Raw genomic sequence first — 25,624 nt, 5'->3', positions numbered from 1 at the left:
AGGGGACACAAGGAATCCAAGGAACGCAGGGAATCCAAGGAACGCAGGGCATCCAAGGGACCCAGGGAATCCAAGGGATTCAGGGGACACAAGGAATCCAAGGGACCCAGGGAATCCAAGGGACCCAGGGAATCCAAGGGACCCAGGGAACCCAAGGAATCCAAGGAACGCAGGGCATCCAGGGGACCCAGGGAATCCAAGGAACGCAGGGAATCCAAGGGACCCAGGGAATCCAAGGGATTCAGGGGACACAAGGAATCCAGGGAACCCAAGGAATCCAAGGAACGCAGGGGACACAAGGAATCCAAGGCACGCAAGGAATCCAAGGAACGCAGGGCATCCAGGGGACCCAGGGAATCCAAGGGACCCAGGGGACCCAAGGAATCCAGGGGACCCAAGGAATCCAGGGGACCCAGGGCATCCAGGGGACCCAGGGAATCCAAGGGACCCAGGGAATCCAAGGGACCCAGGGAATCCAAGGGATTCAGGGGACACAAGGAATCCAAGGAACGCAGGGAGTCCAAGGAACACAGGGAATCGCACTATCCGATGCTTATGCATATGTTTATAATACTACTGCGCAAGATGTCGGGGATGGAGCCGATGTTACGTTTGATACTAATGGTTTATTGCTAAACATTTCGCACACTGCCGGAAACCCAGATTTAACGTTCGATAATGAGGGGACTTATCTGTTAACATTCCAGGTAGGCGCAACAGCACCCAACCAATTTGCTGTGTTTTTAGGTGCAACTGCGGTAACTGGCAGTAGATTTGGTGTAACTTTTGCCACTGGAAGTAGTCTAGTAAACTATGGTCAAGTGATCTTTACGGCTGCAACTGGTGCAACCGCTACACTAAGGAACGACTTAACCGGAGATACTGCTACACTTCCTGTAAATGTGGGAGGATCAGAAGCTACTGCAAATGCTTCCATTGTTATTCACAGAATAAATTAATATGGATTTTAGTCCCTTGGTTACGCCAAGGGACTTTATTATTTATCTTCTTGTTTCCTAACTTCCCAATGAATTTATTTTGAATATATATATAGTAACGTTTGTGGAAAAGGAGAGAAAGAATGGAGGATAAGAAAATAAGGATCAGTCTATGTATGATAGTCCGTAACGAAGAGAATACAATTGCGAGATGTCTTGATTCCGTCAAAGGTATTCCTGACGAAATTGTAATTATTGATACCGGTTCGACAGATCGTACGAAAGAGATCGTACGTCAATACACTGAACGGATTGTCGATTTTACCTGGATTGATGACTTTGCGGCTGCTCGCAATTTTGCTTTTAGCAAAGCGACCATGGATTATATTCTTTGGCTGGATGCTGATGATATCTTTACAGATTCTGATCGTGAGCAATTCCTGAAGCTGAAGGGAAATTTAGATCCCTTGATGGACGTCGTAAATATGCCCTATCTTTTAGCGTTTGACCAGTTTGGTGCGGCTACATTTAGTCTCAGAAGAAACCGTTTGGTCAAAAAAAGTAAGAACTTCCGTTGGATTGGGGCGGTTCACGAGTATTTAGAGGTGTATGGACATGTTTTAAATTCAGATATTTGTGTAATACACAAGGGTACGGGAAGTGCTGATTTTGACCGCAACCTAAAAATATTTGAGAAGCGTAAGGCCAGAGGGGAATCGTTTTCTCTACGGGATTTATATTACTATGCCAATGAACTGTTCGATCACCGACTCAATAATCGGGCAATTGAAGCTTATCAAGAATTTCTGAAGACAGGACAGGGCTGGGTTGAAGATAAACTTTCAGCTTGCGGAAAACTGGCTGATTGTTTTCAGAATTTAGGAGATAAGGACAAACAACTTGAATATATCTTTAAATCCTTTGAATATGCCAACCCCAGGGCTGAGTTCTGCTGTCGCTTAGGTGACTATTTTCTGCGCGCTGAGCATTATGAGCAGGGACTTTTCTGGTATAAACTGGCTACTCAATTAGAAAAACCTATTGATTCTTGGGGCCCCATGCTTGAAGCTTGCTGGACGTGGTTACCGCATATACAGCTGTGTGTTTGCTATGACCGCTTAGGTAAACATGAGTTGGCCTATGAGCATAATGAGCTAGCCAGGAAGTATCGACCCGCAGACCCTCAGGTTCTTCATAACAAGAAGTATTTGGAGGGAATGTTGGGATTGTCATCCAGAGAGTGAATCGGTTATATGGGGTCCCATGCTTGAAGCTTGCTGGACGTGGTTACCCCATTTACAGTTGTGTGTTTGCTATGACCGCATAGGTAGATATCAGTTGGCCTATGAGCATAATGAGCTAGCCAGGAAGTATCGACCTGAAGAACCCCAAGTTCTTCGTAACAAGAAGTATTTGGAGGGTGTGTTGGCATTATCATCAAGAGATTGAATCAATTTTGTTAGAGAGGTCTTTTGGCAAAAAAACAGTGGGCTATTCTTAATTTTAAAGGGAAATATTTTTCCATATTATGTTATGTCGGATGCGATAGAGTTGTTATATCAATGCAGTCAATATAGGAAGAAAGGGAAACGAAGCCGCGCTTCCTCCCCATGGATGAATTCAGGGTCTATTGCGCAACGTCTGGTGAAATCTAGCCCAGTAGATATCAGTAAGAGGATGACTCAATAGTTTGAGTCATCCTCTTACTGATATCTACTGGGCTGAATATGTAACAGAATATGTGAAATTTCGTAACATAAATCAACACATGCTTGGAGGCGGTGTAATATGGTGCTATTAATACAGGTTTGTTTTAAAACGCTGCGGTAGCGGGTTTAGGCCGAGTTCGACGCTCTCGGTAAATATATCAAATGATGATACTACTTCAGTAAATGTACTAAATATATAGAAGGTTTTTTGAAAGCGAAACGACAAAAGTGATGTATGCACAGGAGTTGTTTACTCTTACAGCAGGTGGTGTTGCCTTGAAAAGCTATTTCGCCCAATTTGATGCCTTTGAGGTTCAATTCACTGATGGCTCGGAGGCGTAGAAGTCAAGTCACTGCTTAGGGTAAAGACGCAACTGGGAACTTAACTACAACCCACAGGGTAAGGGTGATTGCACAAGAAATCAACCCATTTTAACAAGAAATAGTAAAAAGAATAGAAATAAAGTAAAGGGGAAGTGAGCGTGGCTGAATTAACGACCAGCTTGATTGAAAATACACCAGTTAACGAAGTTAGACCAACCACAACGTTTACAATAAAAATCACCAATGATGACACAATTGCCGCTACCGTCTTTATTGAAGGGTTTTACGCGACAGGGATTGCGAAAACCCTGTATGTCTTGGAGTTATTTATTATGGCTCCAGGGGGAAGTAGCGGAAAGAATCTATTATGCGCAGTTTGTGAGTTTGAATTTCAATTCATCGCCAGCTCTAATGCTGTTGAGATATCCACCTGGGGAAAGGATCCAGCGGGGAATTTGGTCGCAGCTCATCGCTTGGTATCTGCGGAACTTGATCCAATAGGAGCTACGGGAGCAACAGGAACGCAGGGCATCCAAGGAACTCAAGGCGTCCAAGGCGTTCAAGGAACGCAAGGTATTCAGGGAATTCAAGGAACTCAGGGAATCCAAGGAACTCAGGGAATCCAAGGAACGCAGGGTATTCAAGGAACGCAGGGAATCCAGGGGACGCAAGGTATTCAGGGAACAGCCGGAATCGCCGGAATTGGTGCAATCATACCGTATGCATCAGGGGATCCTGTTACAGTAACCACGCTTCTCCTTGGAGCAGTTGGCATTCCTAGTTTTGTTGGGTTCGGAAGTTCCGCCACAGGCCTTGTTAGCCTTGGGGCAACTATAGACCTTACAGGTGCTTTGGGCGAAACTCTAAACTTTGCTTATTCAGTTCCCCGGGATGGAACTATAACGTCAGTAGCAGCTTTCTTCAGTGTTTCGTCAGCATTAGCTATAGCTTTAACAACAATAACAATAACAGCACAGTTATACAGCTCAGTTGTACCAAATAATACTTTCTCCGCTGTCGCAGGTACTGCGGTAACATTAACTTTCGCAGCCCCACTTGCTGTGGGCGATACAGATAATGCAATTCTCACTGGATTAGCAATACCGGTGACCCAGGAGACGAGATTATTAATGGTATTTTCCGCTACGGCTGCAGGTGTGTCACTTGTTAATACCGTATCAGGGTATGCTAGTGCGGGTGTTGGAATATCATAGTCCTAACTTACGGGGAATGGTTTTATGGAAACTGGAATTACTACAATTGCATCCATTGTCATTCATGGAATAATTGTTATAGATTTCTAGTCCCTTGGTAACGCCAAAGGACCAAATTTTGAAGATGAAGTAATCGTTTTACAAATGTGTGTTTATTACAATAAATTAAATTAGGGAGATGTGATCTGGCTTATGTTGGATAGGTCCGTGAAAAAAACCGAGGGCTTCTATTTTTAAAGATAAATGTGTTTCCATATTCGAGCCTGTTGAATACGATAGAGTATGGCTAAAACTCAAACTTTGAGGTGATTTGAAACGATGGAGGATAATCCTATAACCATCAGTCTTTGCATGATTGTTCGTAATGAGGAAACCACCATTGCCAGATGTTTAGATTCGGTGAAAGGAATCCCGGATGAAATTATAATCGTTGATACCGGCTCGACAGACAACACGAAAGAGATAGTGCGTCTTTACACGGAGCAAATTTATGACTTTGAGTGGATTGATGATTTCGCGGCTGCCCGAAATCATGCTTTCGATCAAGCAACCATGGATTACATCCTATGGCTCGATGCTGATGATGTTTTATTAGAAGTGGATTCTCGGAAGTTTCTCGACCTGAAGGGAAACTTGGCCACACTCATTGACGCTGTAAATATGCCTTATGTTTTAAAGCGCGATGAGTTCGGAGTAGTAACGTATAGTTTTGGGAGAAATCGCCTGGTCAAGCGGAGTAAAAACTTTCGCTGGATTGGAACAGTGCATGAATATATGAATGTGTATGGGCAGATTCTGAAGTCGGATATCTGTGTAACCCATACGGGTACGTTTAAAGTCAGCGACCGCAACTTAAAAATATTTGAGAAGAATCAGGATAAAGGCATGCCCTTTTCTTCGCGAGATTTATATTATTATGGTAATGAATTATTTCAACATCAGCTTTATCATCGCGCGATTGAAGTTTACCAGGAATTTTTAAACACTGGACAAGGATGGGACGAGGATAAAATTTCAGCTTGTGCAAGACTTACTGATTGCTTTCAGCAGTTAGGAGACAAGGCCAAAGAGCTGGAGTGGAATTTGAAATCCTTTGAATATGCCAACCCAAGGGCTGAATTTTGCTGTCGCTTAGGGTTCTATTTCTTGCGTGCTGAGCAATATGAGCAGGCAGCTTTTTGGTATGGTTTAGCTACTAAATTAGAAAAACCTGATTTTAGGGGGCCCATGCTTGAAGCTTGCTGGACGTGGTTACCTCATTTACAGTTGTGTGTTTGCTACGATCGCTTAGGTAAGCAGGAGTTAGCCTATAAGCATAATGAAATTGCTAGAACGTTTCGTCCGGAAGATCCTCAGATTATTCACAACAAGAAATATTTGGAGCGTACGTTTGGAATAAAGTCCATTGAAAAGGAAATCAGGGGGAATGAATTATGAGCGAAAATTCAATCTACGGATATAATGCGATTATAAGAGAATATACTAACTACCCACCGGGGCTGCGTCTATTATTTAACGGTGAGCACGGGTGGGGAGCTGATACGGCGCCTAATGCTGGCGATCTTCTAACTGATGAACCCCTAATGTTAGTTTTAAACAGAAGACGTCTACAAGGATGGAATGAAAAAAGTAGTATTCCTGCAGTTATTATTGGTGCACCTTTTGTACACTATCGAAAATTAAGGCAAATTGAGAAGGATATAGCTGCCGTCGGCACAGTAGCCTTTCCGGCACATGCCACTGAACTAATGGACTCAGTATTCGATATAGATGGGTATTGTAAGCTGCTGTTAAGTCTTCCGATCGAGTTTCATCCGATAACGATATGTTTGCACGCTGATGATTTAGCAAGAAAGAAGGACGTAATATATAAAAAATATGGGTTCAATATTGTAACTGCCGGGCCAAAGTATGTCCCAGGATTTGAATTTGTACAAAAATTTTATGAAATTCTTAGAAGTCATAAATATGCAACGTCTAATCAAGTGGGCTCATATTCATTTTATGCGGTAGAAATGGGTATTCCCTTTTTCGTCTTGGGGGAGCCAGTTGTTATGGAAAATAGCGGAGATAGATCTGCGCCCGCAAAATTTAGTTTTTTAGATCACCCAATGGGTGTTTTTGTCACAGAGATGTTTCAGGGTCCTACGCAAGTCATTAGTGAGGAGCAAAAGACGTTTGTTGAAGAGGAACTTGGCGTTCATGACTGTCTGTCCGGTCCAGAACTAAGGCAATTGTTGTTAGAAAGCAATAATCGGGCGATTCAAGCGTATCAAGAATTTTTGCAGACAGGACAGGGTAAGGTTGAAGATAAAATTGCTACTTGTCGAAAACTGGTTAATTACTTTCAGAGTTCAGGAGAAAAGGACAAACTACTTCAATATATTTTAAAATCCTTTGAATATGCCATACCAAGGGCTGAGTATTGTTGTCAATTAGGTTATTATTTCTTGAATGCCAAGCAATATGAACAGGGAGCTTTCTGGTATAAATTAGCGACTCAGTTGGAAGAACCAATAAGTAGCTCGATGACCTATATATTGAATATACAGTTGTGTGTTTGCTATGACCGCTTAGGCAAACCTGAGTTGGCCTATGAGCATAATGAGATAGCTAGAAATGCTTGTCCAGGAGATAGCCAGGTTCTGCACAACAAGAAATATTTGGAGCGTATGTTGGGAATAGGATCTCCCGAAAAGAAAGAAATTGTTCACGAGAAGTGAATGGCATCAAAAACCAAATTGTCTGTTGTAGACATGTATACAATGACAGAACCCGCATTTAAAAGTGCGGGTTCTCAATTTGGCACCAGCTAGAGTTCTCACGAATACACTAGAAAAGATCCTTTTAAAGTACGAAAATGTGGGAGGTGAATTATGGAGAGGAATATAACGCGCTAATTATAGCGCGGGAACTATTGGAGCAGGTTTTATGGTCCAAATTCTAAGAGTACTTTAAGAGAATAACGGTAGATCGCCGTCAGGAGGGAACGTCTTTGCATAATCCTTTTTTAGTTGCTAACAGAATTTATATGCGTAGACTTGAAAAAGAAGATCTGGAAGGTAATTACTTTCAATGGCTCAATGATCAAACGATTACTAAATGGATGCGGCATGGTGCGTTCCCTAATAGCCCTGAGTCAATGAACGCTTTTTATGAGAATCTGTCAGGAAGCAAGACGGATATTGTTCTAGCAATTGTATTGAAAGAACAGGACAGGCATATTGGCAATATAGGTCTGCATTCGATCAATTATGTGTTTCGTTCTGCCGAGATAGGGCTTATTATTGGCGAGACTGATTGCTGGGGTAAAGGATACGCAGCTGAGGCTTTCTCAGCAATAGCGGACTATAGTTTTAAAAAGTTGAATTTAAACCGCATAGCCGCGGGAGTCGTGGATGAAAATATAGGCTCAATACGGGCGCTTGAAAAAACGGGCTATAAGAAAGAAGGTATTTTACGACAGGCTTATTTCTGTGATGGGCAATATCATGACTGTGTGAATTTGAGCTTATTGCACAGTGATTGGCTGGCCGGTAGAGCTCATGAGTCAATATAAAGCGGCAGTTGTCGGATTAGGGCAAATAGGCTTAACGTATGATTTTGACCCTAAAAGGGAAAGTCCTTCTGCGCATGTTTCTGCTTATCAGCTAAATTCGTGCATTGAACTGGTTGCAGCGACAGATATACGAATTGATCAGGGTCAGGCATTGCACAAAATAGCACCGGCAGTACCATTTTACCAGAGTATGGAGGAACTTTTGAAAAATCATTCTGTAGACATTATCAGTGTATGTACGCCACCTGCTCATCATTTGTCGGCCATTCAATATATATTGCAGAACACTGATACCCGAATTATTTTTTGTGAAAAACCTTTAGTTAGTAGTGTTGATGAAGCAAATTTATTGAAACAACAACTCAAGAAAGGGAACTGCCGGCTGATTCCCAATCTTTCCCGTCGTTGGAATAGCGGGATGCAGCGTGTTAAAACCCATATTGCCAAAGGGCAATATGGTGAGCTACAAAAAATACACGTCAAATATACGAGGGGAATCAATAATACGGGCTCGCATCTTTTTGATTTGTTACATTGGTGGGGTGGAAAAATTAGCGAGGTTCAAGCTCTTAAAAAAATAAAAACGTCTGCCGATTATGATAGTGATCCTTCATATACGTTTGCGTTTCTAATCGATAAAAACATCTTGGGATTTGCCGAAGCCTTTGATGATGAACAATACTATTTATTTGAAATCGATCTGTATTTTTCCAACGGCAAGATAGAAATACGTAATAGCGGTGACGACGTATTGTATTACCAAGTAGGTGAACATCATCTTTACACTGGTTTTAAAAGTTTGTATTTAGAGCGCTTTGAAAACCAACTTCTGTCAGAATCAAATTTAGGTAATGCTGTTAACCATCTGGTCAATATCCTCGATGGTCTGGAACATCCCCTATGTACGGTAGAACATGGTGTTTATCCTCTATATGTGGCGGAACCTTTAATACGGTCATTTAACAATCATTGTTCTAAAGAGAGAGTGAGATTACAATGAACAAATTGGCATTATTCGGTGGTACCCCTGTTAGAGAAACAGCTATTCCCTGGACGAGTACCATGGGCGAAGAGGAAAAAGCCGCCGTTGTCAAGGTGATGGAATCCGGCAATCTCTCAGTCTTTTTGGGCCGGGCCGGGGAGCAATTTTTGGGCGGCCCCAGGATAAAAGAAATAGAGGAGATGTTTGCTGGCAAATTTGGGGCAAAGCATAGCATATCAGTCAACTCGGCGACGACAGCCTTACATACGGCTCTGGCCGCCTGTGAGGTTGGCCCTGGAGATGAAGTGCTGGTTACTCCTTATACAATGTCTGCTACGGCTAGTGCCATTTTGATGAATAATGCAGTGCCGGTATTTGTAGATATTTGTCCAGAAACCTATAATCTGAATCCTAAAGAGATCGGAAAATGGCTGACCCCACGGACAAAAGCCATTATGGTGACAAATTTATTTGGTTTGCCGGGTAATTTGCCTGAAATCATTAAAATTGCCAAACAGCACGGTCTATATGTGATCGAGGACAATGCTCAGTCGCCTGGCGCTACGATTGTTGGGAAGCAGGCAGGAACTTTTGGTGATCTGGGTATTTTCAGCCTGAACTACCACAAAGTTATTCATAGCGGTGAAGGCGGGATTATATTAACGGATAGTGACAAGTTGGCCTATCGTTGCCAATTAATTCGCAACCATGGTGAAGTGATTGTAGACGACCTCAATGACGATGATACAGTGGTTTTGGGATCCAATTATCGGATGACTGAATTACATGCTGCTATCGGGATAGAACAGCTTAACAAATTAGATGGGTTTTTAATAAAGCGGCGTGCTTTGGCAGACCAATTATCCAGAGGCTTAAAGCGCTTCTCGGGACTAGAGGGTGTAACCGTGCCTGAAGGGTATGAGCATTCCTACTACGTCTATCCAATTCAATTTAACCAAGATATTTGGACGATAAAACGAGCTGTATTTGCTGCAGCAATGAAAGCGGAGGGATTTCCTTTAGGTGAAGGATATGTAAGACCAATCTATTTGATGAAGCTATATCAGCATAAAAGAGTATACAATCAAACTCACTATCCATTTTCATTCATTGGTCAGCCTGTTCAATGTTACCAAAAAGGAATTTGTCCGGTAGCAGAAGAAATGTATGAAGAAAAACTCATTACTGCAGATGTGTGTCGCCTGCCCTATACGGCTAGGGATATTGAGGATTTTTTGACAGCCCTTGAAAAGGTTTGGCAAGGGAAAGAGGAATTGCGGGCCTATGAAGAAAATAGTCTTCCTTGCTCATGACCCAGGTGGGTATGAGGCGCTTTTTACTGTTGTAGAAAGAATGCAAGAGGAGTCTGTGTCGCTGGAATTCTATTGTCTAGGTCCGGCAGCGAAACTGAATCCTAGCAATGCGGCTTCCGAATCACGGGTCGTGCAAACAATTCAATCGATGCTTCTGGAAAAGAAAATGTCGGGTCTGGTCACTGGGACAAGTTGGGGCAATAGGCTGGAATTAAAAGTTATGGCAGCCTGTAAAGAAGCCCGGATTCCGACGATATCTATTTTAGATTATTGGTCCAATTATCAGGCCCGGTTTAAAGATGATTTAGGCGATTTTATCTATCCCGATATCTATATTGTGATGGATGAACTTGCTGAGCAAGAGGCAAGGCAGGAAGGGGTACCATCAAATATTCTTAAAGTTCTGGGGCATCCCGGATTAGATAAATATATCTTACAAAGAAGAAAAGCAACGTCCTTTGGTAATAAAAAGAAACTATTATTTCTTTCACAGCCCTTATCTGCTTTGTACGGACAGGAATTAGGCTATACCGAACAGCAAGCTCTCGAAGAATGCTTATTGGCGGTACAAGGAAACGACGATTATTCCTTTAGTGTAAGATTTCACCCTAAAGACGATCCTAATTGGAAACGAAGTTATGCGGAAATCTCAGTAGATGGCGCATTGTTAGATATTATGCCCGAACATGATCTCATAATTGGCATGAATACTATTGGATTGTTGCATGCTGTACTGATGGGGATTCCGGCATTAAGTTATCAACCTAATTTACAGAAACCGGATTTGTGTATTACGAATAAACTTGGCTTCACAAGACTAATTAAGTCGTATCAAGAGTTAGAATTCTTATTGAATACTCCTATAGGGGAAGATCGTAAAAATATTTGCCTGCCGAAGAGCTTCATCTGGTTGGACGGACATTCAACAGACCGAGTCGTGGGATTTATCAGGGAGGTCTTGTTAGATGAACATTAATGCTATAGTAGCTACACGTATGACATCATCCCGATTACCAGGCAAGGTACTCATGGATTTAGCAGGAAAGCCGGCTTTAGTTCGCTTAATAGAACGACTAAAACGATCAAACTATATCAGTCAAATCATCATTGCGACAACGACAAACCAGACGGATGATGTAGTAGTGGAAACGGCACAATCTCAAGGGGTTTTGTCTTACCGGGGTAGCGAAGAAGATGTTTTGTTACGGACTGTAGAGGCAGCAGAAGCGAATGACACTGATTTTATTGTCCAGATTACCAGTGACTGTCCGCTGATCGATAGTCAAACGATTGACCGAGTCATCGAGCGTATGCTGGAGCATCCGTACCTTGATTATGTGGGAAACCAATTGGTCAGGACATTTCCACTCGGCTTTAGTGTGGAAGTTTTCCGGACGAAGGATTTGCGGCACGTGGAACAGACCATCAATGACCCTGCTGTGCGCGAACATGTTTCCTTATATTTTTATGAGCAGCCGGAAAGATACTATTTATCGAATGTGGAGGCTTCGCACTTTTTGCATCATCCAGAATACCGTTTAACTCTTGATACGGAGGAAGACTACCAGTTAATAAAAACTATTTATGAGATGCTGCATCCTGTCAAGCCTACTTTTGATTTGTATGATATTATCCGCTATTTGCAGCAAAATGCCGGGGTACGTTCTATGAATCAGCATGTACAGCAAAAGAAAGCTAGATAGACAGAACCCAAGCCTATTTAATGATATTAACATTATTAGCATGAGAAAAATTTAGAGATTTATTGGTGGAGGTAAGCGAGATCGAACCGCTGATCCCCTGCTTGCAAGGCAGGTGCTCTCCAACAGCTGAGCTGTACTCCCATGTGTGATATTAGATGGCAGAATTCGGATTATTGAAGGTCTTTTTTCTGACCTCCGGCTTCTGTTTTCTGACCTCTGTTATGCGCACACACGCAGAGATGAAAGCATAACGTATAATAATCCCCACTTGCGGCGGGGACTCAAGCCTTCTTAGGGGGAAGCGAGGGATCGGATGTTTAATAACAAATCAATACTAATTACTGGTGGAACAGGTTCATTCGGTAAACAGTATATAGAAACAATTTTAGAACGCTTTAAACCCAAAAAGGTCATCATATACTCGCGAGATGAGCTCAAACAATTCGAAATGCAACAAAAATTTAACGCTTCAGAAATGCGTTATTTTATTGGGGATGTTAGAGATGCGGAACGACTCAGTCAAGCAATGCGGGGAGTGGATTACGTTATCCATGCAGCTGCACTGAAACAAGTCCCAGCGGCTGAATATAATCCGATGGAGTGTGTAAAGACAAACATTCATGGAGCCCAAAATGTTATTAAAGCGGCCATTGAAAATGAAGTGGAGAAAGTTATCGCCTTGTCGACAGATAAAGCTGCTAATCCCATCAATTTATATGGAGCTACCAAACTTGTATCTGACAAGTTATTTGTTGCGGCCAACAATATGGCTGGAGGACATGTGACGCGTTTTTCTGTTGTTCGGTATGGAAACGTTGTAGGCTCGCGAGGTTCAGTAGTTCCATTCTTTAAGAAGCTAATTGCGGAAGGTGCAAAGGAAATCCCGGTTACCGACCCGAGGATGTCCAGGTTTTGGATCAGTCTACAGGATGGAGTTAACTTTGTGTTGAGCAACTTCGAAAGGATGCATGGGGGGGAGGTATTCATCCCCAAAATTCCTTCTATGAGGATTACTGACCTAGCTGAAGCCGTTGCTCCAGGAATGCCTATCAAAGTTATTGGTATTAGACCAGGAGAGAAGCTCCATGAGATTATGGTTCCGGCAGACGACTCTCATTTGACATTAGAATTTGAAAATCATTATGTAATAAAGCCTGCCATCAGATTTGCTCATCCTATGGATTATTCGATCGATGTTACTGAAAAAAAGGGAATTTCCGTAAAAGAAGGGTTTGAATATAATTCTGGAATGAATCCCGATTTCCTGACAGTTGAACAGCTGAGAGAAATGAATGAACAACTATAAAAGCTACTCCTAATGAATGATGACACATGTTTTTACAGTCAAAATATAAGTTGCTATTAATTATATGTTTGCATTGAGCAGGTTGAATGCTGGAGGATAAGCTATGAAGATACTTGTTCTTGGATCAACGGGAATGTTAGGTTGTGCTTTAATGACCGAAGCGCGTGAACGTAAGTTAACAATCATTGGGGCGGCTAGAAGTCGGACAGATTTAAGTTTAAACGTCCTTAATGAAGAAGAACTAGCTGAACAGGTATACAGGCTGAGACCTGATGTTATTATAAATACTGTAGCAATTAGCAATTTGGTTAATTGTGAACGGGATCCGGGTTTGGCATACAGAGTGAATACCCGCCCGGTGAGTATCTTGGCAGAAATCAGCAATCAGATAGGGGCATTGTTTATTCAGATTTCCACGGATCACTATTATACTGGCGATGCAGGGAAGAAACATACTACAACCAGCCCTGTGCGTCTATTAAATGAATATGCTCGAACTAAATACGCGGCGGAAAGCTTTGCTCTAACGGCTCAGGCTTCGCTGGTCGTTCGTACTAATATTGTCGGATTCCGTTATATGGATGGCCCCCCCACGTTTATTGAGTGGGTAATAAAGTCTTTGCAGAACAAATCTGAAGTCACCCTTTTTGAGGATTTTTACACTTCGAGTATAGGCGTTAGCCAATTTGCTAAAGCACTTTTCGAGCTTATTCCTCTGAGCCCAAGTGGGATATTAAATTTGGCCGGACGAGAGGTAGCCAGTAAGAAAACATTTATTGAAACTATAGCTCGTGAATTTGGTTATGAATTAGAAAATGTTAAGGCAGGAAGTGTTAAGCAATTGAAAGAAGCAGTCCGAGCCGAAAGTTTGGGTCTTGATGTAGCGGAAGCAGAAGCTCTTTTAGGTTATGAACTCCCCACTCTGTTAGAAGTTGTACAAAGTCTTAAAAATGAGTATGAGGAGGTTAAGAATCGAGCATGCGATATGATGATGTCCTGCTGATCAATGGGCGTGAAATTTCAATTAGTGCTCCAACGTACTTTATCGCCGATGTTGCCTCGAACCATGATGGGGATTTGTCAAGGGCAAAGGAACTCATAGGGTGCGCCAAAGAGGCTGGGGCTGATGCCGTAAAATTTCAACATTTTAAAGCTAAGACAATTGTCAGCGATTATGGCTTTAAAAATTTGGGACAGAAGCTTAGTCATCAAGCATCTTGGCAAAAATCTGTATATGAAATATACGAACAATATGAATGTAATAGAAATTGGAATGAAGAATTGGCAAGAACTGCGGCTGACGTCGGTATTGATTTTATGACAACTCCCTATGACTTGGAAGCCATTAATATGTTGGATCAATACATCCCTGCCTATAAAATCGGATCGGGTGACATTACTTGGACTAGTTTTATTGAGATAGTAGCTAAAATCGGAAAACCAGTCATACTTTCAACTGGGGCATCAAACCTTGAGGATGTGGAGAGAGCAGTTGAAGCGATTATTCAGCATAATCAGCAAATTGCCCTACTACAATGCAACACAAATTATACAGGAAGAGTCGAGAATTTTGACAACATCAATTTGCGAGTTTTGACTAGTTATAGTTTAAAATATCCAAATATGGTTCTTGGCCTGTCAGATCATACTCCAGGGCATGCTGCAGTTTTGGGAGCGATTGCCTTAGGTGCCAGGATAATTGAAAAACACTTAACTGACGATAATAGTAGAATTGGACCGGACCATTCGTTTTCCATGAATCCTTCCACTTGGAGTGAGATGATGGAACGTAGCCGTGAATTGGAGAAAGCCTTGGGTGATGGAGTGAAACGAGTAGAAAGCAACGAACGTGATGCTAAAATTGTTCAGAGGCGTTGCTTGCGCTTAACTCGGGATGTTCAAGAAGGAGAAACATTGCTAGAGGATGATCTCGAATCATTACGTCCCGCTCCAGAGGAGAGCTTACCACCCTATGTGTCTAAATATGTGGTGGGGCGCCAAGTTATTAAAAGAAAAGCCGCTGGCGATGCCTTATTTTTAAGTGATATATAAGGAAGAATAGTTATGTTAAAAGGTCAATGTGTAGGGTTAAGGGCTATTGAAAGGCAAGATTTACCTCAACTACTATTATGGCGAAATAGGCCTGAATATCGACGTTATTTTCGGGAATATCGCGAAACGGGATCAGATGACCAAAATGACTGGTACGATAAAAAAGTACTCCAAGATCCAAGTACCAGGATGTTTTCCATCGTTGAATTGGCTACAGGAAGATTGCTCGGGGCTTGTGGTCTATGTTATATCGATTGGGTAAATAGGACAGCGGATTTTTCTATCTATATTGGAGCAGATGATCTCTATATCGATACTAAGTTTGCCCCGGATTCCGGTAAAGCAATGATTGATTACGGCTTTGACGAATTGGGACTGCATAGGATTTGGGCGGAAATTTATGAATTTGATGAACTTAAAAAGACGCTCTTCAAAGTTTTAGGTTTTAAACTGGATGGGCGACATAGGGAAACTCATTGGGCTGAAGGTAAATGGCATGATTCGTTGTTTTATGGGTATCTAGCAACAGATCGATAAGTTGGCCATTTGCGAATTTTCTTTATTACTCAAGAAAGAGGTGTCTATGAAAACGGTAATTATTGTTCAGGCACGCATGACTTCCACTAGGCTTCCAGGCAAGGTCTTAAAAACTGTTTTAGATAAGCCACTTTTGGAGTATCAAATTGAAAGGTTACGCCGGGTAAACTTGGCTGACGAAATAGTTATTGCGACAACGACTAATGTGACAGATCAACCAATTATTGAATTATGCCAGCGCTTACAGATCCCGGTTTACCGTGGCTCGGAACATGATGTTTTGGCAAGATACCAAGGAGCAGCCGTGGCTTATCATGCAGATGGAGTAGTGAGGGTAACTTCAGATTGCCCTCTGATTGATCATCGAGTTATTGATCAGGTGATTAGGTTTTTTCTTGATCATTGGCCGGAATATGATTATGTTTCTAACCGTTTAGAACCGAGCTATCCTCGGGGGATGGACACTGAGATCTTCTCAAATAAAGTTCTCAATGAAGCTTATTTAGAAGCACGAGGGGAAGCAGAAAGAGAACATGTAACTCCATTTATTTATTGGCATCCAGAACGTTATAAGTTGGGAAATGTCGCTTATAGAACTGATGAGAGCTATCATAGATGGACAGTTGACACTCAGGAAGATTTTGAGCTGATAAGAAGGATAATTGAGACTCTATATTTGGATAACAGTGACTTTACTTTGGCGGATATTTTAATGCTATTGCAGAAAAACCAAGATTGGCTGAAAATCAATGCTCATATCAAACAGAAGGTAGTCTAATCAAGCGTATATTAAAACAAAGTGTTTTGAACCTAATGAAATAAATGATACAGTGTGGAGGACGCCCAAATCGGGCGAATTTTAGCGGATGCTGAACGGCAACGTGGTACCGCTATGTTAGGTTTATCTACAAAATCCCCAATTGACACATGGATTGGCATGTGTCAATTGGGGATTTTGCTACTTCTCATTGAGTACATTCTTATTAGATAGATCCCCTCGCATCTGATTTGAACTGCGCGAGGGGGCAAATTTTTCTGGTGAATTTATTATACTTACTATGCAGTAATATTTCATGGGTTTCTAAGACCGTGCGGGTTATTATTTGCGCAAAACTCCCGGATTTTAGCCAGTATATAGTCCAGCATCCCGGGCTTTAATCCAGGATAGATACCGACCCAGAAGGTTTGTTTCATGATCAGATCGGTATTTCTTAATTCATCAACGACACGATATCCTTTGCCTGTGAGCCGCAGTTCATCGAAGCAGGGATGCTTTAAGAGGTTGCCAGCAAACAGCATCCGGGTTTGGATACCATTACACTCTAGAAAAGTTACTATTTGCTCGCGCGTAAAACCGGCATTTTCTTTGATGGTTAAGAGAAAACCAAACCAACTCGGAGTGGAATTAGGAGTGGCTTCTGGTAGGATAAAGCGGTCCTCTAAGTCAACAAGTCCTTGGCGCAGGATTTGCCAGTTGAGTTGGCGGGCTAGGATGAACTCAGGTAACTTTTCCAATTGTGCGCAGCCGATAGACGCCTGTAAATCCGTAGCTTTGAGGTTATAGCCAAAGTGTGAGTAGACATATTTATGATCATAGCCGTAAGGAAGTTCGCCATATTGTCGAGCAAAGCGCCGCTGGCAGGTATTGTCCTGTCCTGGTGGGCACCAACAGTCCCGCCCCCAATCGCGAAACGATTCGACAAGGCGTTTTAGCCGGAAATCATGAGTGTAAACCGCTCCGCCTTCGCCCATGGTTATATGATGTGGCGGATAGAAACTTGAGGTTCCCAGATGCCCGAATGTGCCAGTATAGTGCCATTCCCCCTGATAGTAATACTTTGAACCGAGAGCATCACAATTGTCTTCAACTAACCAAAGCTGGTGTTGGTCACAAAATTCTTTAACAAATTCCAGGTTGAAAGGATTACCCAAGGTATGGGCGAGCATCACAGCTTTGGTTTTTGAAGAAAGGGCTTTTGCTAATTGGCTACAGTCGATATTGTAGGTGGGCAGGGTAACATCAACAAAAACCGGAATGGCGCCATATTGAAGAATTGGAGCAACTGTTGTCGGGAAAGCGGCAGCAACCGTAATGACTTCATCTCCAGGTTTGATGCTACGTTCGCCCAACTCCGAAGAGGTCAAGGCCATAAAGGCCAATAGGTTGGCAGAAGAACCAGAATTAGTTAAGGAACAATAGCTAACTCCCAAAAATTTAGCGAGCCCCTTTTCGAAACTGGCAGCAAATTTGCCGGTAGTTAACCAAAAATCCAAAGTCGCCTCGATTAAATTCGAAATTTCTCTTTCATCGAATACCCGTCCGGCATAAGGAATAGGTTCGCCGGGAGTAAAGGGGCGAGTTTGTTGGGCTTTATGGGTTACTTCATAATGCTTAATAGCACTTTGAATGACCTGCTTGCGCAGAGATTTTTCCAGGTCCTTGATCTCGTTGTTGCTCATGTTTTCGCCTCGCTTAGTTTTTACAGTTGGTGTATTCTGCAATTTGTCTAAAACATAGGGCTTGGAGATCTTGGCTTTCTTGATAAGCTTTATACCACTCAACCACTCTCTCCAGTGCTTTATCCAGATTCCAACGGGGGGACCAATGGAGTTCCTGCTTGGCTTTGGCACAATTAAGCGTTAGAACAGAGGTTTCATGGGGATGGGATCCTTGCTCGATTTCATAATGAGCAGGTTTTCCCCATTTGCTGCAAAGCGTCTTGGCAACCCATTCCACGGGTTGGGCATCAGTATCATCAGGTCCGAAGTTCCAAGCTCCGGTATAAGCAGGTCCGTCGGTGTACAATTTTTGGGCCAAATTAAGGTAACCAATTAACGGTTCTAAGACATGTTGCCAGGGTCTTATGGCTTGGGGATTTCTCAGGTTGAATTTTTCTCCGGTGAGCAAAGCTTGGATAAGGTCCGGAATCAGTCGATCCTGGCCCCAATCGCCGCCGCCGATCACATTGCCGGCCCGGGCTGAAGCCAATGCCACTTTATGGGTGGCATATTCCTGTGGTTTGAAAAAAGAATTTCGGTAGGCGGCTGTGATTAGTTCCGAACAAGCTTTACTACTGGAATAAGGGTCATACCCGCCTAAAACGTCATTTTCCCGGTAACCCCATACCCACTCTTTATTCTCATAACATTTGTCAGTTGTGATATTGAGCACAGCCCTGATCCCCGGATTAGCCCGTACAGCTTCCAAAAGATTAACTGTTCCTAAGACATTTACTGAATATGTTTCGACGGGATTTAGATAAGATTTACGGACCAAGGATTGGGCAGCCATGTGGATGACAATATCTGCCTTTGCAGATTGAAGGGCCTGGGTTAAGCTTCCCAGGTCACGGATATCAGCAAGCGTTGAATCAGTGATTTGCTCAATCTTGCAAATCTCAAACATGCTGGGCTTCGTTGGAGGGGACAAGGCATAACCGATTACCTGCGCTCCTAAACTGGAGAGCCAAAGGCTCAACCAAGACCCCTTGAAACCGGTATGACCTGTGAGAAATATTCGCTTTTTCTGCCAGAAATTTCGATCAATGTCCATATCCTTTCACTCCATATCCTTTCATTCCATAGAATATGATTTGTTTATTATATTTGTTCGCTAATTCAGAGTGACAATCGTGACGTAAAAGAATATGGAAAATCCAGTTTTTTTTCTGAAGTGGTAGGGAGTTTGGACTCGCTGTCTAGTAGCAAATAGGCTCCCTAAGACATAAATTATTATGTACCCGGTTGGCCGTGCCATGGAAATGGCTCGGCAGGGAGATACCAGTTCTTTTTAAGACCTCATGGTAATGAGGCCTGAGACCTAGTGTGTTAGAGAAGCGAGTGACAAACAAAGACTGAAGGAGGCCACCAATGAAATCAGTTCAGATCGACGGCAAACCCGTTGGTGACGGGCACCCGTATTATTTCATTGCCGAAATTGGTATAAATCATAACGGCAGCGTTGAGATTGCCAAACAATTAATTAACGTAGCAGCTGCCGCTGGATGCAAAGCGGTTAAATTTCAAAAACGGACAGTAGACGTTGTCTATTCTCCAGAAGAATTGGCCAAGCCACGAGAAAATCCGTTTGGCTTGACAAATGGTGACCTTAAGCGGGGCCTGGAATTTGGCCAGACAGAATATGCAACGATTGACGAGTACTGCCGTACCATCGGCATTTCTTGGTTCGCTTCCTGCTGGGATGAACTGTCCGTAGATTTTATCGCTCAGTTTAACGTTCCATGTTACAAAATCGCCTCAGCATCATTAACGGATGATGCGTTGCTAAAGTATACCAGATCTACAGGCAAACCGATTATCTTGTCAACCGGGATGAGTTCATTAGAGGAAGTTGATCATGCGGTTGAGATACTTGGGACCGAGGACTTGGTACTGATGCATACGGTGAGCACCTACCCGGCTAAATACTCAGATTTAAACTTGCGAGTGATAGAGACTCTAAAAAGGCGGTATAACGTTCCCGTTGGTTATTCCGGTCACGAAACTGGGATTGCCTCGTCAGTGGTGGCTGCAGCCATGGGGGCCTGCATTCTTGAACGACACATCACCCTGGACCGGGCTATGTGGGGTTCCGATCAGGCTGCATCTCTAGAACCAAATGGCATTAACAAATTGGTACGGGATGTACTGCTGGTCGAGCAGGCCTTAGGGTCACCGGAAAAAGATTGTTTAAAAGTTGAAGAACCTGTCAAAGCCAAGCTGCGGCGTAAATGAAAGGGAAAGCCATGGACGATAAAATCAGAAGTTTAATTGAACAGAGTATCGACTGTAAACGGGCTATCGTTCTAGATGGAGTATTAATCCAACAAATCGGGAAGGCAGTGCATTTGATCTACAAGGCCTATCTTGCCGGCAAGAAAATTGTTATCTTCGGTAACGGTGGCAGCGCGGCAGATGCCCAGCATTTTGCGGCTGAATTAGTTAGTCGCTTCTTAATGGAGAGGCCTGCCTTATTTGCACTGGCTTTGACGACCAATACCTCGATCCTGACGGCTATTGCAAATGATTATAACTATGAAAAGGTATTCGAGCGCCAGGTCGAGGCGGTTGTCGCCCCAGGTGACGTCGTTATCGGTATCAGTACCAGTGGTAACTCGGCAAATGTATATCGAGGCTTAGCCACAGCCAGAGATAAGGGGGCAGCAACTGTCGGCTTGCTCGGAGGTAGCGGGGGTACGATAGCGTCGCAATGCGAAATCACATTGCTTATTCCGTCTTCAGATACGCCTAGAATTCAAGAAGCCCATATCATGATCATTCATATTATCTGCGCTTTGCTTGAGGATAGCCTTTTTGGCAGCACCTAAGAACTATTTTAGTTGAATATTTAGAATGGAATTTCCCCAAAGGTGGCTGGTGACGTGATATAGGCTGACAGTCAGCTTTGGTTTTCCACAACTATAGTGGGTAAAATTGTCTGGGAAACGCAAGAATAAATAGTTCTGAAGTTAATAAGATTCAAACAAGAATCCTTTTTGAGGGCAGCACTATGAAACAATCTTGAGAAACCTAGCAAATCGATAAGCCAAAAAGGAGCAGGATTATGGTAAGTAAAGAGAAATTGGAGTTAATACTAAGTGAATCGGTTCAGGAAGTATTGGAACGTGAAACGAAAGAGTTTGACAGACTTACTGAACGCTGTGGGCGATCCATTATTCTATTTGGGAGTGGAGGTTTGGGCCGAAAAGTATTAAAGGGTTTGCGCAGTCATGGAATTGAACCTTTGGGCTTTGCCGATAATAATCCGGGTATGTGGGGTACTGAAATCGAAGGACTCCAAGTATTTCCCCCAGATATGGCGGCAAAGAAATATGGGCAAGTTGCTTCATTTGTAATCTGCATTTGGGGAGCGACTAAAGTGGGACATCGAATGGCCAAGGTGGTATCCCAACTGTCAGAACTCGGTTGTGTGACGGTTGTTCCTTTCTCTTTTTTATTCTGGAAATACCCAGAGGCTTTTTTACCGTATTTTTGTATTGATCTTCCTCACAAGATGCTATTGGAAAAAAGCGAGATATTGGAGGCTTTTAGTTTATGGGAAGATGATTTTTCCCGAGGCGAATACCTGAATCAGATCAAATGGAGATTTCTTGCTGATTGGAGCCTTCTAAGCGATCCTGTTCCCGATGAACAGTATTTTGTTGATGACTTGTTTAAGCTTAATGAAAACGAAGCATTTATAGATTGTGGGGCATTTGATGGGGATACCATCAAGTCATTTCTGCAAAGAAGGGGAAATGATTTCCAAGCATTGATCGCCATGGAACCGGATCCGCAAAATTATGAAACTCTCAATAATTTTCTTGATTCATTGAAGCCGGAAATCCGTAAGAAGATTAAAGCTTATCCTTATGCCGTTTCGAATTATAATGGCCATGTTTTCTTTCAGGCCACGGGACAGACGGACGCTAAGGTTAGTGATTCTGGTACAGTAAAGGTAGAATGTGTCCGTCTAGACGACATTCTTGAAGGGCTCACAACGACGTTCGTTAAAATGGATATTGAAGGTTCGGAGTTAAGTGCTATTGAAGGATTGAGCAAGACAATTGCCAAGGATCACCCTATCTTAGCAGTAAGTGCTTATCACAAACAAAGTGATATTTGGAGAATCCCATTGGCAATGAAGAGACTCTATAATGATTATAGTTTCTTTTTAAGACCTCATCTTGATGAGTGTTGGGATTTGGTTTGTTATGCAATTCCTAAAGACAGAGTTGTTAAAAAGAGCTAATTTAGAGAAAAATGAGGGGAACTAAATGAGCTTTATTGGGATTATGCAGGGTCGTTTGTCGCCGCGACCCTTTCCGCGTTTACAAGCATTTCCGTGGGCTTCATGGGAACAAGAATTTTGGTTAGCAAAAGAATGTAAACTGGATTCTATCGAGTGGTTGTTTGAGTCTGAAAAATACCAAGAAAATCCAGTTTGGAGCCTTGAAGGACGCGCTAAAATTGCTTCTTTAGTTAAACAAACGGGTGTTTCGGTGCAGACTCTTTGTGCTGATTATTTCATGGATCATCCTTTCTTTAGAGTCCCAGATCAAGAGCGGAGAGCAAGTATAGAAATTTTACAGGAATTAATCGAAAAGGCTTCTAAAATTGGCATTAAAGCTATCCTTATTCCGGTACTGGAAGTTAGTGAAATTCGATCTATTGAAGATAGGGATTGTTTAGTATTAGCTTTGGGTGAATGTGTTCAACAAGCAAAAGAATTTAATGTGAAACTTGGATTAGAGACGGAGTTGCCGGGGCAAGAATACTTCAATTTAATACGGTCTTTTAATAGCGACTATATTGGAGCCTACTATGATGCTGGTAATACTGCTTACTGTGGTTTCAACATGCGTGAAGATATGGAAATTTTGAAAGAAGTCTTAGTTGGGGTTCATATTAAGGACCGAAAAAAGGGTGGAGAGAGTGTACCCATCGGTACAGGAGACGCTAATTTTCTGGAGGGAATTCCCTTTCTGAAAAAGCAAGGATTCAGGGGCGGATTTATTTTACAGCACTATTTTGAGGAAGATCAGATAGAAGCTGCTAAGCAAAGTTTGAAATTTGTCAATACCCTGATGGCATAGGATGTGATAACAGAATGAAAGTGTTGATGGTAGGGCTGGGCGGGATTGGTCAGCGCCACATGCGCAATCTGAAGAGTATTTTAGGAAGCAAAGTAAGTTTTTCGGCTTATCGCGTACAAGGCTTAAATCTAACCGTTACGGATCAGATGACAGTTAATGAAGGAATAAACTTAGAACAAGAATTTAATATTACGGTTTATTCAGATTTGGACCAAGCATTAGACGAGAAACCTGATATTGTTTTCGTGACGAATCCTACTAGTGAGCATATGAAAGTGGCCTTAGCAGCAGCTAAAGTCGGTTGTGACTTATTTATTGAGAAGCCTTTGTCACATTCTTACGAAAATGTTACAGAGCTAATCCAAACCGTTGCAGACCGCAAGATCGTCTGTTATGTAGGTTTTCAAAATCGGTTTCATCCATGCCTCCAACTTCTACACCAGCTATTGTCAGAGAAAGCGGTGGGGAGAATCCTAGCCGTTAACGCAGAAGTTGGGGAATTTTTACCCGGATGGCATCCTTATGAGGATTACCGTCAGATGTATGCGTCAAGGAGTGATCAAGGTGGGGGAGTGATCCTTAGTCAAATTCATGAAATAGATTATTTGTATTGGCTATTTGGTGCCCCACGCCGAGTTTTTGCCCTAGGAGGGAAGTTAAGTAAGCTAGCCATTGATGTAGAAGACGTGGCAAGTATGATGTTGGAGTGCGCTTCTGAAGGCCAGGTTATTCCTATTCACATTCATGCTGATTTTATCCAAAAACCAGCATCTCGTGGTTGCAAGATTATAGGGGATGAAGGTAAGATTGTCGTCGATTTGATAGGAAATTCTTTATATATGTACTCAAGGAATGGTGATTTGCTAAGGAAGACGGTATTCGATGATTTTGTGCGTAATGAAATGTTTTTAAAGGAGATTTCTGAATTTCTTACGTGTATCGAGAATCGGTCAAAATCTTTTATTTCAGTTGAAGATGGTGCTATTAGCTTAAAAATTGCCCTAGCAGCTAAAGAATCGATGGTTACTGGTGAATGTATTACTCTAAATTGACTCAGGAGGAAGATATGAGGAGAGAATTAGAGCGATTATTTGATCTTTCTGGAAAAGTTGCTGTGATTACCGGTGGGGCTGGATTGTTGGGGATAAAACATGCTGAGGCGCTCATGGAAGCTGGGGCTTATTGCGTACTGGCGGATATCAATGGGGAGATGGCGAGAACGGCAGCCGCTAAACTTATAGCTGAAAAGTCATCTAGAGCTATTGGCGTTCAAACTGATATCACCAATTCGGAGTCGGTAGCAGGGCTGTTAAATCAGACCTTACAAGAGTTTGGTAGGGTTGATATTTTGATTAACAATGCAGCTAATAATCCTCACTATGCTAAGTTAGCCGATGGCTTAGAATCAAGGCGATTTGAATCGTTTCCTTTAGGCATATGGAATCAGGATATCGCAGTGGGGCTAACTGGTTCTTTTTTATGTAGTCAAATTATCGGATCCTATTTAGCCCAACAAGGGCAAGGGGTAATTTTGAATATCGCCTCCGATCTGGCCTTAATTGCCCCAGATCAGAGGATATACAAGGAAGAAGAAACTCCCCCTGAGCTTCAGCCAACTAAACCTATCACCTATTCAGTCGTCAAATCCGGCATTATTGGGTTGACGCGTTATCTGGCCACCTATTGGGCGGATAAAGGGGTAAGATCCAATGCTCTAGTGCCTGGGGGCGTATATGCAAATCAAGATGAGAAGTTTGTTATAAAATTAACGAACTTGATCCCCTTTCAGAGGATGGCCAAACCCGACGAATATAAAGCAGCTGTAGTCTTTTTGTGTTCTGAGGCCTCTTCCTATATGACTGGGGCGTCTTTAGTCATTGACGGAGGGCGAACATGTTGGTGACAAAAGGTATCCTTAATAGGCTTAAGCTTATAGCCACTGATGTCGACGGAGTATTAACAGATGGACACGCAATAATCGACTCAAATGGGCATGAACAGAAACGGATCTACTTTCGTGATTTAGATGCCATTGCTATCGGGAAAAAATTGGGGTTAGAATTTGCGTTAATAACCGGTGAAGACAACGGGATGGTGGACGTAATAGCTAAACGGTTTAACATAACTCAAGTGAGTAGAGGGGCAAAGGATAAGTTGGTTGCTCTACGGACTATTTGTTCAGTGTTGGGATTAGATTCTGCAGAGGTTTGTTATATTGGAGATAGTGATAGAGATGCGCCGGCTATTGCCTGGGCTGGTTTCGGAGTGGCACCTGCTAATGGGTCAAATCAAGCTAAAACCGCAGCTGATTATATTACTGTCTGCAAGGGGGGGGACGGAGTGCTAGCGGAGGTCGTAGACTTAGCTAGGGAGAAAAATGGTTGAATTGTGA

The 25,624-nt window shown here is 42.6% G+C and carries 24 protein-coding genes and 1 tRNA gene; 22 read left to right on the top strand and 3 right to left on the bottom strand.

What is annotated here, in order from left to right:
- The 10 genes from E4K67_RS25830 to E4K67_RS25775 form a co-directional block, all read left to right on the top strand.
- Positions 1-959: collagen-like protein (locus E4K67_RS25830; protein WP_135552024.1), on the top strand; the 959-nt coding region annotated here is incomplete at its 5' end.
- Positions 960-1,081: 122 nt separating this feature from the next.
- Positions 1,082-2,182 (top strand): tetratricopeptide repeat-containing glycosyltransferase family 2 protein, encoded by a 1,101-nt coding sequence (locus tag E4K67_RS25825; protein ID WP_135552023.1) that lies wholly within the window; start codon positions 1,082-1,084, stop codon positions 2,180-2,182.
- Between the two features lie 947 nt (positions 2,183-3,129).
- Positions 3,130-4,185: an exosporium glycoprotein BclB-related protein gene (locus E4K67_RS25810; protein ID WP_135552021.1), complete on the top strand. Its 1,056-nt coding sequence runs from the start codon at positions 3,130-3,132 to the stop codon at positions 4,183-4,185.
- 318 nt (positions 4,186-4,503) lie between these two features.
- Positions 4,504-5,622: a tetratricopeptide repeat-containing glycosyltransferase family 2 protein gene (locus E4K67_RS25805; protein ID WP_135552019.1), complete on the top strand. Its 1,119-nt coding sequence runs from the start codon at positions 4,504-4,506 to the stop codon at positions 5,620-5,622.
- Positions 5,619-6,908, top strand: coding sequence for a tetratricopeptide repeat protein (locus E4K67_RS25800; protein ID WP_135552017.1), 1,290 nt, complete (start codon positions 5,619-5,621; stop codon positions 6,906-6,908). Before E4K67_RS25805 ends, E4K67_RS25800 begins: the two co-directional genes overlap by 4 nt.
- A gap of 272 nt (positions 6,909-7,180) precedes the next feature.
- A complete protein-coding gene (locus E4K67_RS25795; protein WP_135552015.1) occupies positions 7,181-7,744 on the top strand; it encodes a GNAT family N-acetyltransferase in 564 nt (187 codons plus the stop codon).
- Positions 7,731-8,744, top strand: a complete 1,014-nt coding sequence (locus E4K67_RS25790) for a Gfo/Idh/MocA family protein (RefSeq protein ID WP_135552013.1) — start codon at positions 7,731-7,733, stop codon at positions 8,742-8,744. The genes E4K67_RS25795 and E4K67_RS25790 overlap by 14 nt, the downstream gene beginning before the upstream one ends.
- Complete coding sequence (locus tag E4K67_RS25785; protein ID WP_135552011.1) at positions 8,741-10,039, top strand: DegT/DnrJ/EryC1/StrS family aminotransferase; 1,299 nt, start codon at positions 8,741-8,743, stop codon at positions 10,037-10,039. Before E4K67_RS25790 ends, E4K67_RS25785 begins: the two co-directional genes overlap by 4 nt.
- Positions 10,011-11,015 (top strand): hypothetical protein, encoded by a 1,005-nt coding sequence (locus tag E4K67_RS25780; protein ID WP_135552009.1) that lies wholly within the window; start codon positions 10,011-10,013, stop codon positions 11,013-11,015. Before E4K67_RS25785 ends, E4K67_RS25780 begins: the two co-directional genes overlap by 29 nt.
- Positions 11,005-11,742: a cytidylyltransferase domain-containing protein gene (locus E4K67_RS25775; RefSeq protein ID WP_135552007.1), complete on the top strand. Its 738-nt coding sequence runs from the start codon at positions 11,005-11,007 to the stop codon at positions 11,740-11,742. Before E4K67_RS25780 ends, E4K67_RS25775 begins: the two co-directional genes overlap by 11 nt.
- A 63-nt stretch (positions 11,743-11,805) precedes the next feature.
- Here E4K67_RS25775 and E4K67_RS25770 read toward each other — a convergent pair.
- Positions 11,806-11,883: transfer RNA gene (locus tag E4K67_RS25770), tRNA-Ala, on the bottom strand.
- 172 nt (positions 11,884-12,055) lie between these two features.
- Here E4K67_RS25770 and pseB point away from each other — a divergent pair.
- The 5 genes from pseB to E4K67_RS25745 all read left to right on the top strand — a co-directional run bounded on the left by pseB (position 12,056) and on the right by E4K67_RS25745 (position 16,415).
- Complete coding sequence (pseB, locus tag E4K67_RS25765) at positions 12,056-13,048, top strand: UDP-N-acetylglucosamine 4,6-dehydratase (inverting) (RefSeq protein WP_135552005.1); 993 nt, start codon at positions 12,056-12,058, stop codon at positions 13,046-13,048.
- Between the two features lie 103 nt (positions 13,049-13,151).
- On the top strand, positions 13,152-14,051 hold the full coding sequence (locus E4K67_RS25760) for an SDR family oxidoreductase (protein WP_135552003.1): 900 nt from the start codon (positions 13,152-13,154) through the stop codon (positions 14,049-14,051).
- Positions 14,027-15,100 carry an N-acetylneuraminate synthase family protein gene (locus E4K67_RS25755; protein ID WP_135552002.1) on the top strand — a complete coding sequence of 358 codons (1,074 nt, stop codon included), beginning with the start codon at positions 14,027-14,029 and terminating at the stop codon, positions 15,098-15,100. Before E4K67_RS25760 ends, E4K67_RS25755 begins: the two co-directional genes overlap by 25 nt.
- Positions 15,101-15,112: 12 nt before the next feature.
- Positions 15,113-15,637 (top strand): GNAT family N-acetyltransferase, encoded by a 525-nt coding sequence (locus tag E4K67_RS25750; protein WP_135552000.1) that lies wholly within the window; start codon positions 15,113-15,115, stop codon positions 15,635-15,637.
- Between the two features lie 46 nt (positions 15,638-15,683).
- Positions 15,684-16,415 carry a cytidylyltransferase domain-containing protein gene (locus E4K67_RS25745; protein ID WP_135551998.1) on the top strand — a complete coding sequence of 244 codons (732 nt, stop codon included), beginning with the start codon at positions 15,684-15,686 and terminating at the stop codon, positions 16,413-16,415.
- Positions 16,416-16,708: 293 nt separating this feature from the next.
- On the opposite strand, the gene rfbH is transcribed toward E4K67_RS25745, so the two are convergent.
- Both rfbH and rfbG read right to left on the bottom strand, forming a co-directional pair.
- On the bottom strand, positions 16,709-18,097 hold the full coding sequence (gene rfbH, locus E4K67_RS25740; RefSeq protein WP_135552036.1) for a lipopolysaccharide biosynthesis protein RfbH: 1,389 nt from the start codon (positions 18,095-18,097) through the stop codon (positions 16,709-16,711).
- 13 nt (positions 18,098-18,110) lie between these two features.
- Positions 18,111-19,190, bottom strand: a complete 1,080-nt coding sequence (gene rfbG, locus E4K67_RS25735) for a CDP-glucose 4,6-dehydratase (RefSeq protein ID WP_135551996.1) — start codon at positions 19,188-19,190, stop codon at positions 18,111-18,113.
- A gap of 317 nt (positions 19,191-19,507) precedes the next feature.
- Here rfbG and E4K67_RS25730 point away from each other — a divergent pair, with 317 nt between their 5' ends.
- The 7 genes from E4K67_RS25730 to E4K67_RS25700 all read left to right on the top strand — a co-directional run bounded on the left by E4K67_RS25730 (position 19,508) and on the right by E4K67_RS25700 (position 25,617).
- A complete protein-coding gene (locus E4K67_RS25730) occupies positions 19,508-20,371 on the top strand; it encodes an N-acetylneuraminate synthase family protein (protein WP_135551994.1) in 864 nt (287 codons plus the stop codon).
- Between the two features lie 11 nt (positions 20,372-20,382).
- Positions 20,383-20,964, top strand: coding sequence for a D-sedoheptulose-7-phosphate isomerase (locus tag E4K67_RS25725; RefSeq protein ID WP_135551992.1), 582 nt, complete (start codon positions 20,383-20,385; stop codon positions 20,962-20,964).
- Between the two features lie 236 nt (positions 20,965-21,200).
- Positions 21,201-22,388 carry an FkbM family methyltransferase gene (locus E4K67_RS25720; protein ID WP_135551991.1) on the top strand — a complete coding sequence of 396 codons (1,188 nt, stop codon included), beginning with the start codon at positions 21,201-21,203 and terminating at the stop codon, positions 22,386-22,388.
- A 25-nt stretch (positions 22,389-22,413) separates the two neighbouring features.
- Positions 22,414-23,232 (top strand): sugar phosphate isomerase/epimerase family protein, encoded by an 819-nt coding sequence (locus E4K67_RS25715; protein WP_135551990.1) that lies wholly within the window; start codon positions 22,414-22,416, stop codon positions 23,230-23,232.
- 14 nt (positions 23,233-23,246) lie between these two features.
- Positions 23,247-24,284 carry a Gfo/Idh/MocA family protein gene (locus tag E4K67_RS25710; RefSeq protein ID WP_135551988.1) on the top strand — a complete coding sequence of 346 codons (1,038 nt, stop codon included), beginning with the start codon at positions 23,247-23,249 and terminating at the stop codon, positions 24,282-24,284.
- Between the two features lie 14 nt (positions 24,285-24,298).
- Entirely contained in the window at positions 24,299-25,135 is an 837-nt protein-coding gene (locus E4K67_RS25705) for an SDR family oxidoreductase (RefSeq protein WP_135551986.1), read from the top strand.
- Positions 25,126-25,617 carry a KdsC family phosphatase gene (locus tag E4K67_RS25700; RefSeq protein ID WP_135551984.1) on the top strand — a complete coding sequence of 164 codons (492 nt, stop codon included), beginning with the start codon at positions 25,126-25,128 and terminating at the stop codon, positions 25,615-25,617. Before E4K67_RS25705 ends, E4K67_RS25700 begins: the two co-directional genes overlap by 10 nt.
- Positions 25,618-25,624 lie beyond the last annotated feature (7 nt).

This window comes from Desulfosporosinus fructosivorans (assembly GCF_004766045.1).
Taxonomy (GTDB): domain Bacteria; phylum Bacillota; class Desulfitobacteriia; order Desulfitobacteriales; family Desulfitobacteriaceae; genus Desulfosporosinus; species Desulfosporosinus fructosivorans.
This window is presented reverse-complemented; position numbering and strand designations above follow the sequence as displayed.